The sequence below is a fragment of the Thalassotalea nanhaiensis genome, assembly GCF_031583575.1.
Taxonomy (GTDB): Bacteria; Pseudomonadota; Gammaproteobacteria; order Enterobacterales; family Alteromonadaceae; genus Thalassotalea_A; species Thalassotalea_A nanhaiensis.
Genome location: NZ_CP134146.1, coordinates 728,574 through 744,967 on the forward strand (window position 1 = coordinate 728,574; position 16,394 = coordinate 744,967).

General features: G+C 39.4%; 14 protein-coding genes. 11 read left to right on the top strand and 3 right to left on the bottom strand.

The window, feature by feature from the left end:
- Positions 1–80: 80 nt before the first annotated feature.
- Genes galE through galK form a run of 3 tightly spaced genes read left to right on the top strand, consistent with a single transcriptional unit; the run spans position 81 to position 3,304 of the window.
- A complete protein-coding gene (gene galE, locus RI845_RS03290; RefSeq protein WP_348388334.1) occupies positions 81–1,088 on the top strand; it encodes a UDP-glucose 4-epimerase GalE in 1,008 nt (335 codons plus the stop codon).
- A gap of 16 nt (positions 1,089–1,104) precedes the next feature.
- Positions 1,105–2,142: a UDP-glucose--hexose-1-phosphate uridylyltransferase gene (locus RI845_RS03295; RefSeq protein ID WP_348388335.1), complete on the top strand. Its 1,038-nt coding sequence runs from the start codon at positions 1,105–1,107 to the stop codon at positions 2,140–2,142.
- A gap of 1 nt (position 2,143) precedes the next feature.
- On the top strand, positions 2,144–3,304 hold the full coding sequence (gene galK / locus RI845_RS03300; RefSeq protein WP_348388336.1) for a galactokinase: 1,161 nt from the start codon (positions 2,144–2,146) through the stop codon (positions 3,302–3,304).
- Positions 3,305–3,414: 110 nt separating this feature from the next.
- On the opposite strand, the gene RI845_RS03305 is transcribed toward galK, so the two are convergent.
- Positions 3,415–6,054 (bottom strand): DUF1800 family protein, encoded by a 2,640-nt coding sequence (locus RI845_RS03305; RefSeq protein WP_348388337.1) that lies wholly within the window; start codon positions 6,052–6,054, stop codon positions 3,415–3,417.
- Positions 6,054–7,517 (bottom strand): DUF1501 domain-containing protein, encoded by a 1,464-nt coding sequence (locus RI845_RS03310; protein ID WP_348388338.1) that lies wholly within the window; start codon positions 7,515–7,517, stop codon positions 6,054–6,056. Before RI845_RS03310 ends, RI845_RS03305 begins: the two co-directional genes overlap by 1 nt.
- Before the next feature lie 230 nt (positions 7,518–7,747).
- Here RI845_RS03310 and typA point away from each other — a divergent pair, with 230 nt between their 5' ends.
- The 3 genes from typA (at position 7,748) to RI845_RS03325 (ending at position 11,742) form a co-directional block, all read left to right on the top strand.
- Complete coding sequence (gene typA, locus RI845_RS03315) at positions 7,748–9,568, top strand: translational GTPase TypA (protein ID WP_348389488.1); 1,821 nt, start codon at positions 7,748–7,750, stop codon at positions 9,566–9,568.
- 316 nt (positions 9,569–9,884) lie between these two features.
- Positions 9,885–10,517 (top strand): urate hydroxylase PuuD, encoded by a 633-nt coding sequence (locus RI845_RS03320; protein WP_348388339.1) that lies wholly within the window; start codon positions 9,885–9,887, stop codon positions 10,515–10,517.
- A gap of 409 nt (positions 10,518–10,926) precedes the next feature.
- Positions 10,927–11,742: a hypothetical protein gene (locus tag RI845_RS03325; RefSeq protein WP_348388340.1), complete on the top strand. Its 816-nt coding sequence runs from the start codon at positions 10,927–10,929 to the stop codon at positions 11,740–11,742.
- 33 nt (positions 11,743–11,775) lie between these two features.
- Here the strand turns inward: RI845_RS03325 and RI845_RS03330 are convergent, their stop codons facing one another.
- The gene (locus tag RI845_RS03330) at positions 11,776–12,003 is read right to left on the bottom strand and encodes a hypothetical protein (protein WP_348388341.1); all 228 of its coding nucleotides are present in this window, start codon (positions 12,001–12,003) and stop codon (positions 11,776–11,778) included.
- Between the two features lie 83 nt (positions 12,004–12,086).
- On the opposite strand from RI845_RS03330, the gene RI845_RS03335 reads away from it, so the two are divergent.
- From RI845_RS03335 to RI845_RS03355, 5 genes are read left to right on the top strand one after another with little or no spacing between them, the layout of a single operon-like run.
- On the top strand, positions 12,087–12,953 hold the full coding sequence (locus RI845_RS03335; protein WP_348388342.1) for a virulence factor BrkB family protein: 867 nt from the start codon (positions 12,087–12,089) through the stop codon (positions 12,951–12,953).
- 27 nt (positions 12,954–12,980) lie between these two features.
- On the top strand, positions 12,981–13,937 hold the full coding sequence (pip, locus tag RI845_RS03340) for a prolyl aminopeptidase (RefSeq protein ID WP_348388343.1): 957 nt from the start codon (positions 12,981–12,983) through the stop codon (positions 13,935–13,937).
- 16 nt (positions 13,938–13,953) lie between these two features.
- The gene (gene dtd, locus RI845_RS03345; protein ID WP_348388344.1) at positions 13,954–14,391 is read left to right on the top strand and encodes a D-aminoacyl-tRNA deacylase; all 438 of its coding nucleotides are present in this window, start codon (positions 13,954–13,956) and stop codon (positions 14,389–14,391) included.
- 18 nt (positions 14,392–14,409) lie between these two features.
- Positions 14,410–15,342, top strand: a complete 933-nt coding sequence (locus tag RI845_RS03350; protein WP_348388345.1) for a bifunctional GNAT family N-acetyltransferase/hotdog fold thioesterase — start codon at positions 14,410–14,412, stop codon at positions 15,340–15,342.
- Complete coding sequence (locus tag RI845_RS03355) at positions 15,343–16,209, top strand: NAD(P)-binding domain-containing protein (protein WP_348388346.1); 867 nt, start codon at positions 15,343–15,345, stop codon at positions 16,207–16,209.
- Positions 16,210–16,394: the final 185 nt, after the last annotated feature.

Sequence of the window (16,394 nt, forward strand, 5' to 3'; positions counted from 1 at the left end):
TTATAATGGTTGTAAAATGATTTAATCCTATTTATCATACAAATAGTGTTTATATAAAATTATAATAAAAGAGTAACTCAATGAAAGTGTTAGTTGCAGGCGGGTTGGGCTATATAGGTAGTCACACATGTTTAGCGTTACAAAAAGCAGGTGTAACACCTATTATCTATGACAATCTGTCAAACGCTAGCATTAATGTGTTGGAGCAACTCAAACATATAAGTGGTAAAGATTTCACTTTTGTTGAAGGTGATATACGCAACCAAGCTCTGTTAGAACAGGTCATGCAAGAGCACAATGTTACTGCCGTATTACACTTTGCAGCATTGAAAGCTGTTGGCGAATCGTGCGAACAGCCTAGACGCTATTATGACAATAATGTTGCTGGTAGTGTCGTTCTGTTAGATGCAATGGCAAATGTTGGCGTAAAACAAATTATTTTTAGTTCTTCCGCCACGGTATATGGTGATCCACAATATTTACCTTTAGATGAAAATCATCCAATTTCAGCGACTAACCCATATGGCTGGACTAAGGTAATGGTTGAGCAAATCTTACAAGATAATTGTCAGGCCGATGCGGGTAATTTGGCTATTTCTCTTCGTTATTTTAATCCGGTAGGAGCTCACCCAAGTGGTTTATTAGGAGAAAGCCCTAATGGTATTCCTAATAACTTGATGCCTTATATTGCTCAAACTGCGGTAGGGAAACGCGAATTTGTCAGTGTTTACGGCGATGATTATGATACTCCCGATGGCACTGGAGTTCGTGATTATATTCATATCATGGATTTGGCTGAAGGCCATGTTGCGGCGTTTTTAAACCATAAAAATGATACCAGTTTTATTGCTTATAATTTAGGTACAGGGCAAGGGTATTCGGTATTGGACGTTATTAAAGCATTCTCAAAAGCGGCGAAAAATGAAGTACCTTATAAGTTTGCACCAAGACGCAGTGGTGATGTCGCTTGTAATTATGCCGATGCAAGTTTGGCAAAACAAAAATTAAATTGGCAAGCAACTTTAGGCTTGCCTGAAATGACCGAAGATACATGGCGCTGGCAGTCAAAGTATCCTCAAGGTCTTTAAAAAGTAGGAATAATTAATGAGTTCTCTTGAATTTACCCATCGTCGTAAAAACCCATTAACGGGGGACTGGGTTCTAGTCTCACCACACAGAAATAATCGCCCTTGGTCAGGTGCTACAGAATCCGGTTCTAGTGAGCAGTTACCTAGCTATGATGACAACTGTCCTTTATGTCCGGGCAATGAGCGAGCAAGTGATACGTCTAATCCTGATTATAAAGATACCTTTGTATTTAAAAATGATTTTGGTGCATTAGTAAGTGATAACGAAAATGTTGTTGAGCAAGATACTCCTGAATTTATCAAAGCAGATGTTGCAAGAGGTGAGTGTCGAGTTATTTGCTTCTCACCTGATCATTCAAAAACTTTGCCTGAATTGTCTAAGACAGAAATTCAAAAAGTAATCGATACTTGGCAATCAAACTATACTGAATTGTCAAAGCAATATAGTTGTGTTCATGTATTTGAAAATAAAGGGGCAATTATGGGCTGCTCACAGCCGCATCCGCATGGACAAGTTTGGGCTCATGATCATATGTCTACTGAAATAGCAGTTGAAAATGATAATTTAGCCGCGTATCAGCATAAAACTAATAAAAATTTATTGGCTGAGTACATAGAGTTTGAGCAAGACAACAAAGAACGTGTGATTTTTAGCAATGAACATTGGTTAGTTGTTGTTCCATATTGGGCTGCATGGCCATTTGAAACTCTACTGATAGCTAAGGACGATGTTCGTCATATGGGGCAGTTAACAGTGCAACAAAAAGCATCATTAAGTGAAGCCTTGCAAATACTTACAACCAAATATGACAATGTATTCAATTGCAGCTTTCCTTATTCAATGGGCTGGCACAGTGCTCCTGGTAACTTAGGTGACGATTCTCATTGGCGTTTACATGCACATTTTTATCCGCCTCTATTGCGCTCTGCGACTGTGAAAAAACATATGGTAGGTTATGAAATGTTGGCTGAAAGCCAGCGTGACTTAACCGCAGAAACGGCAGCCAATATTTTGAAATCGGCAAGCTCTACTCACTATAAAAAGGGACTTTAATATGGTTGATTCACTATCGACAGAATTTGAGAAAATTTATCAGCATCCTGCTACCTCACTTTCATCAGCGCCAGGTAGAGTGAATATTATTGGCGAGCATACTGACTACAGTGAAGGCCTGGTACTTCCTTGTTCATTAGAGTTTTGTACCAAAGTTTTATATCGAGAACGAGAAGACAATTTAGTGGTTGTGCATTCTACCAATTATCCTGGAGAATCAGATCGCTTTGACATTAGTGAAGCTATTGAGCATGGAAACTCACAATGGGGCAACTACATCCGAGCTATGGCATTTGTAATAAAGCGCCAAGGTCACTCGCTTTGTGGTGTTGATGTATTAATTAGCTCCGATGTGCCCCAAGGTAGCGGCTTGTCGTCGTCAGCGGCACTTGAAGTAGCAATTGGTGGGATGTTTAGTGAGTCAGCAGACTTAAACCTAAACTCTGTAACAATAGCACTGTTGGGGCAAGAGGCCGAAAATGATTTCATGGATTGTCAGTGTGGCATTATGGATCAAATGATCTCTGCCAAAGGCGAACCAGGCTCTGCTTTAATGATTGATTGTCGTGATTTATCAACTCAATCGATTAAGATCCCAGACGATCTTAGCTTGGTAATTGTTAATTCGAATTACCCTAGAAAGTTAGTCGACAGTGAATACAACCAACGTCGAATTGATTGTGAGCAAGCCGCGAAAAAAATGAACGTGCCAATGCTTAGAGATGCAACACTGGAGTTGTTGGCAAGCCATAGAACAGCATTAACAGCAATAGAATACAAACGAGCGCATCATGTGATCACCGAGAATCAACGAGTGCTTGATGCTATGTCAGCATTAGCCAACAGTGATATGCCGACTTTAAAGCAATTAATGTCAGCATCGCACGCATCGTTGCGCGACGATTTTGAAGTTACGGTGCCTGCCACTGATGGCTTGGTTGAAATTTGTCAGACAGCCCTAGGCGAAAATGGCGCTGTCCGCATGACTGGTGGCGGTTTTGGTGGTGCGATTGTATGTTTGTGCAGAGAAGACGATGTCGCTTTAGTAAAGCAAGCTGTTGATGATCAGTATTTTAATAAGTACCAATTACACGCTGATGTTTACGTGTGTAGCGCTGGCAGTGGCTTAAAAGTTGAAGATATAATTGCAGAACCTTCATAATATTTGGGCTCACAGCCTATAAATAAAGCCGAATGCTAATTTATTAGCATTCGGCTTTTTTATTACCTAATTTTTACTCGTTACTTTTGTCATTAGCATTTAGCTGGCGTTTATTTTTGCAGCACAAATTCCGGACTGGTATTGGCACCGTAAAAGGCTAATTTAAACCGATTATTACTTGCAGCTTGGACCAAGTTTTCAATAAATAATTTTCGAGTGCCTTGGTTGTCGTTGGCTTTCATTAGTCCTGCATTTAAATAAAAGTCGAGGTAGTCAACAACCGCTGTTGCTTTATCTGTATCAGTTCCAGAAGTATTCTGCCAAATCTCAAAAAAATCTTCCTGCTGCAACCATACTTTTAGATGCCAGTTTTGGTAAATTATGCTGTATTTGGCTGCATTGTTACGGTATAGGCTACTGTTCATTAAGCCATTATAAATGTTCATTGTGGAAAACATTTGCGCTTCAGTTAGCAGTTGTAATTCCGGCGCCATTAAAGAGTTACTGGCTAGAGCGCCGCTTGGCGTATAACTTGGTAAATAGAAGTTAAACACTGAGTTTGCACCTAGTGCTCGTTGACCAATTGCTAAGTCACCCATTCTAATTAATGTTGCTCCAGACTGATATTTATCGGCTAATTCAAGGTTTAATCCTGGTATTGGTGTATCAAAAGTAGTATCGACACTGTCATCTAGTGCTATTCTGGATTTGACCTTAAAAAGTCGTAAATTTGCAGTAAGTTGTATTATTGGTTCTTTAATTTTGCCAAAGCTGTTTGAGCTGTGTACTTGTGGGTTACGGGCTTCCTCATCTAACAAGATCGCTTTTATTGTTGCAGTTAAATCACCTTTTTCAGCAAACTTGTTGGCCACTCTTTCAATATAAGCCGAGCTTGGATTTGAAGTAACAAATCGTTGAATGAGCTGCTTTGAAATAAAAGGAGCGGTAGAGCTATGAGCAACCAGGCTGTCTACCACAAATGCAACTTCTGACATTGCCGCATCATCAGTTTTATCATTATTTGCAGCGACCGTTACAGTGCCATTGTTATCTGTGAATAGTGTTTTACTGCCAAAGTCATGCTCAGAAGTGAAAAATTTCATTGGCTCGCGCCAGCGGTATTGATATTCGTTGGCCCAATCACCTAAAAAGAAATTGTTATTCGCAACCTTGTTTTCACCATCATTTTTAAATCTAAATGATAAACCGGTGAATACTCGAGCCATTTCTTTTATGGTTTCGTTACTATAAGTTGGTTTAGGCAAGTTATCGTCACCCAAGGCGATAGTGCCATTTTTGTTTAAGTGCACTAACCCAAAACTGAACAATTGCATAACTTCTCGGGCGTAGTTTTCATCGGGGTAATAACCAGCGCCAACATCTTCTTTCTGATTATACAAATGGCTTAACCACACTCCCATTATTGGACTTAACGTTGCATCAAACAACGCCTTGTTATAATAATCGAAAGCATTGCTCGCAAGGTTATCCCAATAGATTGCAGCCCCTTTATGAGCATTGCGGATAGCTGCTGCTTCATCACTAACCACTAAAATTTGGCTAAGTGCAAATGCCATACGTTGACGCAATTGGTCTTTACCATGAACGGCTAAATTGTAAAATGCGTCGCGACGAATGTTTACGCCTGCTTCTTCTGGAAAATGCTGAGCAACTGCCTCAGTAAAGTCGTATAAACTGCTTGCAGGCATGGATATTTGTTGCTCTATCCATTGATTATAAACTTGCATACGGTTTGTGCCGTCGGCATTGATTTGATCTCTAAGAGGCTGATAGTCTTCAGGAGTAGCGCCAAAAGTTGCCTGGTTTAAAAAGCGAATAATGTCCCTGTCAACATCGGCCTCGGTAAGGTCAACTTGCTCAGGCGGCTTTATATTTGCGTCATACAATAGCGTTGCTGAAATTTCACCTGCAGGGTAATTGGCAGAATGAATATTGACAAAAAACTCGCCATTAAACAGAGTATCAAGCATTTCTTGCTCGGTCTTAAATATGCCTCCTGGTGCTAAATCCCAAATCATATTTATAACATTGCCAGGACCTTCCAGATCTTTAATCATCGTACCTGAAGGTGCCAAATGAATGTGTTGATCCGTTTGTTCAGATCCTAGGTTGGTAAAACTATAGCTTAATTGGCCTAGCTCATTATCGCCTTGTAATATAAAACTTAAAACACCTGTGGCCGACGTTATTGCATCGCCCTGTGGCGTGAATACGCCATAAAATACTTTGGCATTATCGCGCGTATTATCAGCATCGATAATTGTTAATGAAACTGTAGGTTCTTGGCTTAGTTGATAGGTGCTTTGCGTGGTTAAATTTACATTTAACTGCTCTGGAACTTCGAATAGATTGTCAGATATTGGTTTTACTTCAATAATGCGAGAGCTTTCATTTGCAGGAATAATGAAACTGTCGCCAACAATGTTGCCATCGGCATACAACAACTGATAATCACTTGCATCCGCTGAGCCTTTGGTTATATCGGTATGGCCAGTGACATCAAAGCTAACAGCCAGTTGTTCAGTACCAGAACTACGCTCTATTTTGAATTTAGCAACTTGACTGTTCTGTTCTACAGCTGTTGGCTCAATAGAAATAATTGAGATGGTAGGTAAACTTGTTTTCACAGTTGGCTTTGTTGAGCTACTACCACCGCCACCACAAGCACAAAGAAGCCCAAAGGAGGAAATAGTCATTAACAGTGCAATGCGTCTAGTAACGTTAGTCATTAGCTTACCTCCTGTTTAAAAAAATCTAGGTTAGAACTTGCGGTAAAAGTATCTGGGAAGTTGTTTATACTTGGAATTAACAAAGGGAGTTCTTCTTGGTTTACCCCAAACCAATTGGCAATTTTGGCAACGCATTGGCTTGTCGATGTTGTTGGGATCCAGCGTCCACGACCGGAACTTGCATCTAGCCCCTCTTTAAGCTTTAAATCGGGGTGCGTGCCGAACATTTGTCCGCCATTTATCATGCCTCCCATCAACAAAGCATGACCGCCCCATGCGTGGTCTGTACCAAATTCAGCATCGTTACCGTTTGGTGTTAATGTACGGCCAAACTCAGAGCCAACAAAGCTTAAGGTTTTATCAAAATCACCTTGCGCAACTAATACATCTTTAAAACCTTTTAATGCCGCATTAAGATCTGTCATTAATGTTTGATGATTGGTTAACAGTTTTTTATGAGTATCAAAACCGTTCATTTCTACAAAATAGATAGGGCGGTTGTTGCCAGTAGAGTTTCGACCAGCAATCATTTTTGCAATGGTTTTAAGCTGACGACCTATTTTGCTGGTGTTTGCTCCTGCCGCAGTAAATATAGCGTCATAGTCGACGCCTGTTTGCTCAGCTTCTGTAAAGGCGCTTGTTACTATTGCTTCAGACTTTTTAGCCGAATTAAAAACGTCACGGTATTTTTGTAGCATTAAATGCGACGATGCATCGATACTATCGATAGATGACTCTAATAGAGTTTTACGCTCGTTAGTGACGCCATTAAGTTTTACTGCGCCGTCGTAACCCATAACATAGGCTGATACATCTGGTTGCGAAGCTACTTGAAAAGAGTTTAAGCCTGATACCGATATTAAAGGTGATACATTACTGCTGCTATTAAAATCTTCAACCATTTCTGCTAAACGGCCACCCCATCCATATCTGAATGGAATATCTGGTTGGCTTTGAAATTGTAATTGTTGATCGCTGTGCGAATATAATTGTGGTGGAAGTGTTACTTTATCATTCAGAAGTTGCCAACGGGTTGTAGGCTCATACAGATTGCCAATATTACACACTATCGACATTTCTTCATTATTAAACATTTCTGCCATGTCTGCACAAGCAGGGTGTAAACCAAACTCATTGTATTGCTCACCACCATAAATTTTGACATCGGTTTTTGGTGTTATGGCATTTAATTGTTCAGCAGAAATTGCTGCGTTGCGACGTCCATCTTCGTAATTAGTACGTAAATTACCAACACCCTTAGGCGCAATCATATTGAATGAGTCGTTACCGCCAGCTAAAAAAATAAACACTAAAGCTTTATAATCTTGCTCGGCAGCCAAGCTTTGCTGGGCATGTAACAAGCTGGAAAGTCCCAGGGCTTTTACAACACTAGCGCTAACACCAATTTTGCAGGAGTTCTTTAGAAACTCTCTTCTATGTAATTTTTTCTTAGAGTTTGCCATTATTTAACCATTTTATTTTTATAAAGTTTTCTGAACACTTTTTGACCAGATAACTAATCCTACCATTAGTCATATAAATATGAAAATATAATTGGCTTTTAAATTTTGCGGTTAAATATCGATAATATTTTTGATATCAGAATCAGTTAACAAAAAAGGTCAATACATGGCTCACTTTTTCGTCTATAATACGCGCCAAATTATATGCACCCGCTAATTAAAGGCTAAAGATAGTGTTAGACAACTTACGTAACATCGCAATTATTGCGCACGTTGACCATGGTAAAACAACCTTGGTTGATAAATTACTCGACCAATCAGGTACGTTAGATGCTCGTACAGGTCATGACGAACGAGTAATGGATTCAAATGATATCGAGAAAGAACGTGGTATCACTATTCTTGCAAAAAACACAGCAATTAACTGGGGCGACTACCGTGTAAATATTGTAGATACTCCTGGTCACGCCGATTTTGGTGGTGAAGTTGAGCGTGTTATGTCTATGGTTGACTCTGTTCTACTTATTGTTGATGCACAAGAAGGCCCTATGCCGCAAACTCGCTTTGTTACTAAGAAAGCATTTGCTCAAGGCTTAAAGCCAATTGTTGTAATCAACAAAATTGATAAGCCAGGCTCTCGTCCTGAGTGGGTTATGGATCAAGTTTTCGATTTATTCGATAACTTAGGTGCTACTGATGACCAACTAGACTTCCAAGTTGTTTACGCTTCAGCGATTAACGGTTGGGCTTCTATGGATTCAGAAGAAGAAGGCACAGACATGACGCCTTTATTCCAAACAATTGTTGACCAAGTTCCAGCGCCAGATGCAGACACGGAAGGTTCTTTCCAAATGCAAATTTCTCAACTTGATTATAGCTCATACTTGGGTGTAATCGGTGTTGGTCGTATTACTCGTGGTTCAGTTAAGCCTAACCAACAAGTTACGGTTGAAGGCTCAAACGGTAAAATTCATAACGGTAAAGTAGGTAAAGTTTTTGGTTACCTAGGCCTTGAGCGTCATGAAGTTGAAAAAGCAGAAGCTGGCGATATTATTGCAATTACCGGTTTAGGTGAATTAAAAATTTCTGACACTATTTGTTGTCCAAATGAAGTTGAAGCACTACCGCCATTGTCAGTAGATGAACCTACTATTAACATGACATTCCAGGTAAATACTTCTCCGTTCTCAGGCCAAGAAGGTAAGTTTGTAACGTCACGTAATATTAAAGATCGTTTAGATAAAGAACTTGTGCATAACGTAGCGTTACGTGTTGAGCAACTTGATGATCCTGATAAGTTTAAAGTTTCAGGTCGTGGTGAGCTTCACTTAGGTATCTTAATTGAAAACATGCGTCGTGAAGGTTTTGAGCTAGCTGTGTCTCGCCCTGAAGTTATCATGCGCGAAGTTGATGGCCAAATGGAAGAACCATATGAAACCGTAACTATTGATGTTGAAGAACAACATCAAGGTACAATTATGGAAAGAATGGGTGTTCGTAAAGCTGAATTAACTGATATGGCACCAGATGGTAAGGGCCGTATTCGTATGGACTTTATCATGCCTTCTCGTGGGTTAATTGGTTTCCAAACTGAATTCATGACTATTACTTCAGGCTCAGGTTTAATTTACCATACGTTCCTACAGTACGGCCCTCATAAAGGTGGCGAAATCGGTCAACGCCTTAACGGTGTAATGATCGCTAATGCTACTGGTAAAGCTCTTACTAACGCTATCTTTAACTTACAAGCACGTGGTCGTATGTTGATTGGTCACGGTGTAGATATTTACGAAGGTCAAGTTATCGGTATTCATTCACGTGATAACGATTTAACTGTAAATGCTCTTAAAGGTAAGCAGTTAACGAACGTTCGTTCATCTGGTACTGATGAAGCGCAAACACTAACGCCGCCAATTATCATGTCTTTAGAGCAAGCGCTTGAATTCATCGATAACGATGAGTTAGTAGAAGTTACACCTGATAGCATTCGTATCCGTAAAAAGTCATTAAAAGAAAGTGACCGTAAACGCGAAGGCCGTGCTGCTAAGTAATTATATTTAGTACACGTACAGATGCTTAAAAATGCCAGCTTATGCTGGCATTTCTTTTTTCTGGCATGGATGTTTTAAGGTTTGTTCACATCAGAAATTGTTGCCCTTAATATTCAATATAGCTATACCCTTAATTTACATAGGGTTTAATTGCTGAATATTAATGCAATTAAACTGCGTTTTACCGTAAAAAGTTGCTTATTTACTACTTTAAGGGTATTTTTGACGGTGGTAAAAACAATAAGAATAAGACGCATTTCAACTTAATATGAATGGAAGCGAACTTATTCATTAACATCATTATTAAGGGTGAATTATGGACATCATGGAAATTATTAATTTCTTGGCTCGCTGGGGCCACTTACTATTCGGTATGACTTGGATAGGACTTTTATACTACTTTAACTTTATTCAAGGTGGCTACTTTAAGCAAGCTACTCCAGAAGCATTAGCTGATGCGAAAAAACATTTAGCACCTGCTGCTCTTTGGTGGTTCCGTTGGGGCGCAATGTTCACTTTACTAACTGGTTTAGTGTTACTAATGGGCGTTACCAAAATGAATGTATTAAATGATTACATCATTGTTGGTGCTGTTATGGGTACATTAATGTTTTTAAACGTTTGGTTAATTATCTGGCCAAACCAAAAAATTGCTTTAGGTATGGTTGAAGGTGACGGTCCTGCTGCTGGCGCTAAAGCTCTTTTAGCATCTCGTACTAATACATTATTCTCTGGCCCTATGGCATTCTTCATGATGGCTGGTCCACACTTTGGTGGTTACGGTTTAGGTTGGGGTTCTACAGCAATGTGGGTTGCTTTAGCGATTGTTGCTGTATTAGAAGTAAATGCAATTGTTGGTAAGCAAGGTACTATGACTACCGTTAAAGGTGTTATTACTTCAAGCTTAGTATTAACTGCTGTATTAGTTGCAGTATTAAAATTAGTTTAAATTTCAGCTAATTAAATCTTTGAAAAGCCGAGTTATATACTCGGCTTTTTTTTACTTCAAGGATGATGGAATGCAAATCGCCAGGGATGGCACTAGATTTGTAACTGCACATGGAAGTGCTTATCCTCCTGTACCATGGATGGGGGAAAAGGAGGGTTTACTTCAAGGATGATGGAATGCAACGCCTTTCCATACATCCTGTATCCAAGGCATATAATACTTCCCTGTATAAATTACCTGGGACCACTCCATCACATCCTGTGATCGTGGCATACGCAACCTCCATGTTGAAAATGGAACTAGATTTGTACTTCAAGGATGAAGAAGTTTAATCACTTTGTAAATGCAATTAGGTTTGTAAAATATTTTGGTATACACTTCTTACTAACACTATCCAATTAATTATTCTATGAAACCTCTTTTAAACGCCCTATGCCCAATGTTTTTTCTCGTCAGTTTACATTGCCAAGCAACTGATAAAACTGTGGATGTAGGAACACAAGCAGGGCAGAAACTTGCTGAAAGACAACAGCAAGAAAAGCTTGCAGCTCAGCAGTTGGCAGCTAAAGGGACCGGTCTAGATCCAACAGAAGTTATTGGCCGAATAGAATTTAACTATACCTATTTGGAGCAAAAAACAGGCACTGAACGCCATAGTGGGATTTTAAAGTTAGATACTGACCTGGATAGTAAAACCATAGCAGGTATGGAGGTTCCGTTATCATCAGCAAAGTTACCTGAGGGTAGTGATCAAAATGGTATTGGTGATGTAGGTTTCAACATTCGCCGCTCAGTGTATGTAAGCCCGTCTTTTTCAGTTATGGCCGGTGGAGGTATTACTCTAGATACAGCTAGCGATGATGAGCTTGGTGAAGGAAGCCACAACGTAAGTGCAGGGGTATTTACTGCTTGGCGACATGGTACTTGGATGATTGCTAATATTGCTTCATTAAAGTTTTATGAAGATCATGCTAAAGATTTAAATTCATTTAGTTTGGTACCATTAATTGCCTATCAACCGATGGCAGAATATTTAAGTTATGTGTCTTTAGGTTTACCTTTTACTTATCGATATGAAGCCAAAGATGAAATTATGAATGCCTTTTTAAGCTTTGGTAAGGTTATGCCTAATAAAGACGTTTATTCAGTAGGGACTAAATTCAATATCAGTGGTCCAGACAACGATGACTTCGTATTAACCATTGGCTACAAACGATTATTTTAAATTATGCAAATTAATGAGTAAGCGATTTGACGCTTACTCTAATAATCCTGATAAGCTTCTGTACCTTGCAGCATCAATAATTGACCAAAGGTGAACAAAAGCTCCAGCAATCCACAAAATAAAACTGAAATATAAAACGCCACTCACCACAAAGAACAATAATGCTGCCATAATTCGGCCTTGCACTAACTGCCCTAAACCAGGGATAAAAATACAACAAATTGCGGCCAATACATTGCCACCTGATCCCGGTCTTGCCATTTTTTACTCCACATTATTTATCTAGTTAAAACTTATATATCTAGTATAGTTAATATAACACTAAGAAAACCATAGAATAATTAATGAAATTGTCACAAATTATTGCACGTTACCCAAAAGTGATACCGGTAATACGGTTTGCTCAACATTACGTTAAACGTTGTAAACATGATCAAATACAAGTATCTGCAGGCTATTTGTCGTATGTGACTTTAATGTCATTGGTACCGTTAATTTTAGTGATGTTTTCCATCGTCACTGCATTTCCGATATTTGGTGAAATTCATAATGATATAGAAAGCTTCATCTTTAGCAATTTTGTGCCTACCGCTTCAGAGCAAATACAAGACCAAATAGATGGTTTTGTGACTAATGCTTCACAAATGCCCGGTGTGGAAATATTTTTCCTCTTCATCCTTGCCATGTTGCTTATATCGACTGTGGATAAGTCCTTAAATCGAATTTGGCGTATTCATACTCGTCGCAAACGTATCACTTCGTTCGCTGTTTACTGGATGATACTTACCTTAGGTCCAGTTCTGATAGGTATCAGTATAATTGCTACGTCTTATATTATTTCTCTTGTTTCTAGTAGTGGAGTTGATGCGTCTAGTTTAAATAATTTATTACTTAGGGCTTTGCCATTTGTTGCATCATTGTCGGGTTTTTTAGTTTTGTATATGTTGGTACCGAATACGGCGGTTAGGTTTAAACATGCATTCATTGGTGCCGTGTCAGCAACGGTGCTATTTGAACTGGCAAAAAAAGGTTTCGCTATATTTGTTACTAAGTTGCCTACATATGAAGCAATATATGGCGCTTTAGCGATTATTCCTATTTTGTTTATTTGGGTGTATTTATCGTGGCTAATTGTATTTATTGGCGCCGAAGTAACGGCTTGCCTACAAGAAATTAGTGCTACAAAGCATAAATCAGCTAAAATTAATTAGCGTTAAATTATTATCAGGAAAATCTCGTTGCATAGCTTATACCCCAAAATAAAGCCTAACCAAACACAATACCTTAGCATTGGTGAACATAAAATTTATGTTGAAGAAAGTGGTAACCCTGACGGGATCCCTGTGTTGTACTTACATGGTGGTCCTGGTGGTGGCAGTAGTAGCGATCATCGTCGTTATTTCAATCCTGAAAAGTATAGAATAATCATCTTTGATCAACGTGGATGTGGAAAATCTACTCCCCATGCAAGCACGAGTAACAACACTACTTGGGATTTAATTGATGATATAGAAGAAATTCGTGAGTATTTTTCCATTACCAAGTGGTTGGTTGCCGGAGGCTCATGGGGAACAACATTGGGCTTGGCTTATGGTATTAAACATAGTGAGAGAGTCACAGGTTTTATCTTGCGCGGTATCTTTTTAGGTACCGATGAAGAAACAGCTTGGCTTTACGGTAAAGACGGCGCTGGCGCAATCTACCCGGATCACTATCAAGACTTTATTGCACCAATCAAGCATCAGCACTTTAGCGAGCCAGTTAAAACATTCCATAAACTGCTAACCTCCGATAATGAAATCGCTAGAATTGCAGCGGCAAAGGCATGGACATTATGGGAAACTCGAATATCAGCACTACAAATTGATAAGGCTGAGTTGACCGGGACCGATGAGACGCATGGTGCCATCGCAATGGCCTGTTTAGAAAATCATTACTTCATTAATCAGTGCTTTTTTGAGCCTGATTTTATTATTAAAAATATTGCCAAAATAACCCACATTCCAGCCTTTATTATTCACGGACGTTACGATATGGTTTGCCAACTTAAACAAGCTTATATCCTCGCCCAACACTGGCCAAATGCACAACTGCAAATTATTCCAAAATCTGGTCATAGCGGCTTTGAAGTAGCAATAATTGATGCCATTTGTCAGGCTTCTGATAAAATGGCCGCATTTATCGAATCCAAATAAAATCTAAGAATAATTTATGATCGCGTTAGTACAAAGAGTAAGCCATGCTCATGTTTCTATTGATGGCAAAATTAATGGTCAAATAGACAAAGGTTTAATGGTGCTGTTAGGTGTTGAAAAAGGCGATGACGCTGCCAAAGCAAAACGTCTCGCGCAAAAAGTTGCTACCTATCGAATGTTTGAAGATGAGCAAGGGAAAATGAATTTAGATGTTGGCCAAGTGGCTGGCGATTTATTAGTAATTTCACAATTTACCTTAGCCGCAGATACCAAGCGTGGTAAAAGACCAAGTTTTTCTGGGTCAGCAGAGCCTGGTTTGGGAAAAGAGTTGTATGAATACTTTTGCCAGCAATTAAGAGAGCTTGGCTTTAAAGTACCAACCGGAGTTTTTGGCGCCGATATGCAGGTGACATTAACAAACGATGGCCCCGTTACATTCACTCTAACCAGTTAAATCATCAGTAGTATAAGCATGTCAGAATATATATTTACGGTTAAGCAACCGACCAGTGAAGATGATTATCAAGGGTATCATCAACTTAGATTTCAGCAATTAAGACAGCCTTGGGGTCAGCCAAAGGGCTCAGAAGTAGACGAACTTGAAAACCAATCTGTGCACCGCATGGTGGTTGATCAATGTGGTAATGTTGTTGCGGTAGGGCGCTTTCACAAAACCAGCTGTTTTGTTGCACAAATTCGATTTATGGCGGTAAGCGATAAATATCAGGGCCAAGGGCTGGGTAAAATGATACTCAATGCCCTTGAACATGAAGCGGCAGTTCAGGGAGTTAAAACCATTGAACTTAATGCCAGAGAAGTGGCGTTAAATTTTTATAAAGCCTGTGATTACCAGTTGCATGATGAAGCACATACTTTATATAGTGAAGTAAAGCACTTTGCCATGAGCAAAACATTACAGCCAATTAATAATCAATTCACGCCTTGGTTAGCTGAACTTGAGGGGGTTTGGCATAGCACTATCCCTGTGTCTAAACACATGCTGATACATCCGGCTTCCCTAGTTAATAAACAATTTACCGTTTGCGCAAATCGAGAAGCAAACATTAACCTGCACAATACAATGTTTGCCGGGAGTATTTATACCTTGGCTACTTTGACGGGGTGGGGCTGGGTACACTTACTGGTAAAACAACAGCAACTACAGGGCGATATCGTGCTTGCCGATGCAGACATCCGCTATAAGCAACCGTTACATGGTCAGCCTCTTGCAAAAGTACAGCAGGAATTTACATCTGGTAGTGTTGAAGTGTTAGGTAAAGGGCGCAGAGCACGTATACAAGTAAAGGTTGATGTGTGTGATGGTGATACAGTCGTTGCTACATTTAATGGCAAATATGTTGTGTTACCGCCTGCTAAGCCAGTGCAACAGGGCAAGGAAAGTTAATTGACTGAGCAAACGAGTAACAATGATAGTGTTGGTATTATTGGCGCAGGCTGGCTTGGTCTGCCGTTAGCATTAAAATTGCAAGAAAAAGGTGTAAGGGTAATTGCTAGCGCGACAAGCCAAGACAGTGAAGATAAGCTCAAACAACAAGGGCTTAATACTTGTCGGTTAACGTTACCTGACATAAACAGTGATTGTGCAGTACTTCAATGTCAGCACATTGTTATTTGCATCCCTCCGGGTATTCGCTATGGCAAGAGTGATTACGTAGCAAAAGTGTCGGCAATAGTGCGTAAAGCGGAGCTAGCGAAAAGTTATGTAAAAAGCATCACCCTATTAAGCTCAACAGCCGTTTACAATGGTTTGGCTGGTGAAGTGTGTGAACAGTCAGAGTTAAATTTTAGCAGTGCAAAAGTTGAAATAATGCACCAAGCTGAACAAACAGTATTAACCAGCCAATGTGCAAACAAAACGGTTTTAAGGTTGGGTGGTTTAATGGGTTATGATCGCCAACCGGGGCGATTTTTCAAAAACAACCGATCCATACCTAACCCTGAGTCGGTGATTAATTTTATTCACCGAGACGATGTTATTGGTATTATTTGTCAGTTGTTTGAGTGCTTTAAACGTACAAAAACATTGAATAACCCAACCAATATATTTAATTGTGTCGCGCCATCACATCCTAAACGACGTGATTTTTACCAGAAAGCATTCACTAATTTAGGAATGCCTGCGCCATGCTTTAGTGAACAAGAAGAACAGAATGGTAAACTGGTTAACAGTATATATATTGGCAATTTACAATATCAATTTAAGTATCCTGATATACTGACTTGTCTAGAAAATAAAACTAACTTGGATTAAGTATTTGTTAAAGCAAAGCCCATTAACTGCGAAAAAATTACTGCAGTTTTTTATTATTATTTTTATCCATATTACCTTATTAGATTTGTTCGTAATAACTATTAAGGGACCGGTTTTTTTATGGCAAGAAAACCTGAAAATTAGCACTGTTGCCGTACACTTAAGTATAGTGATGTGCAGTTGTA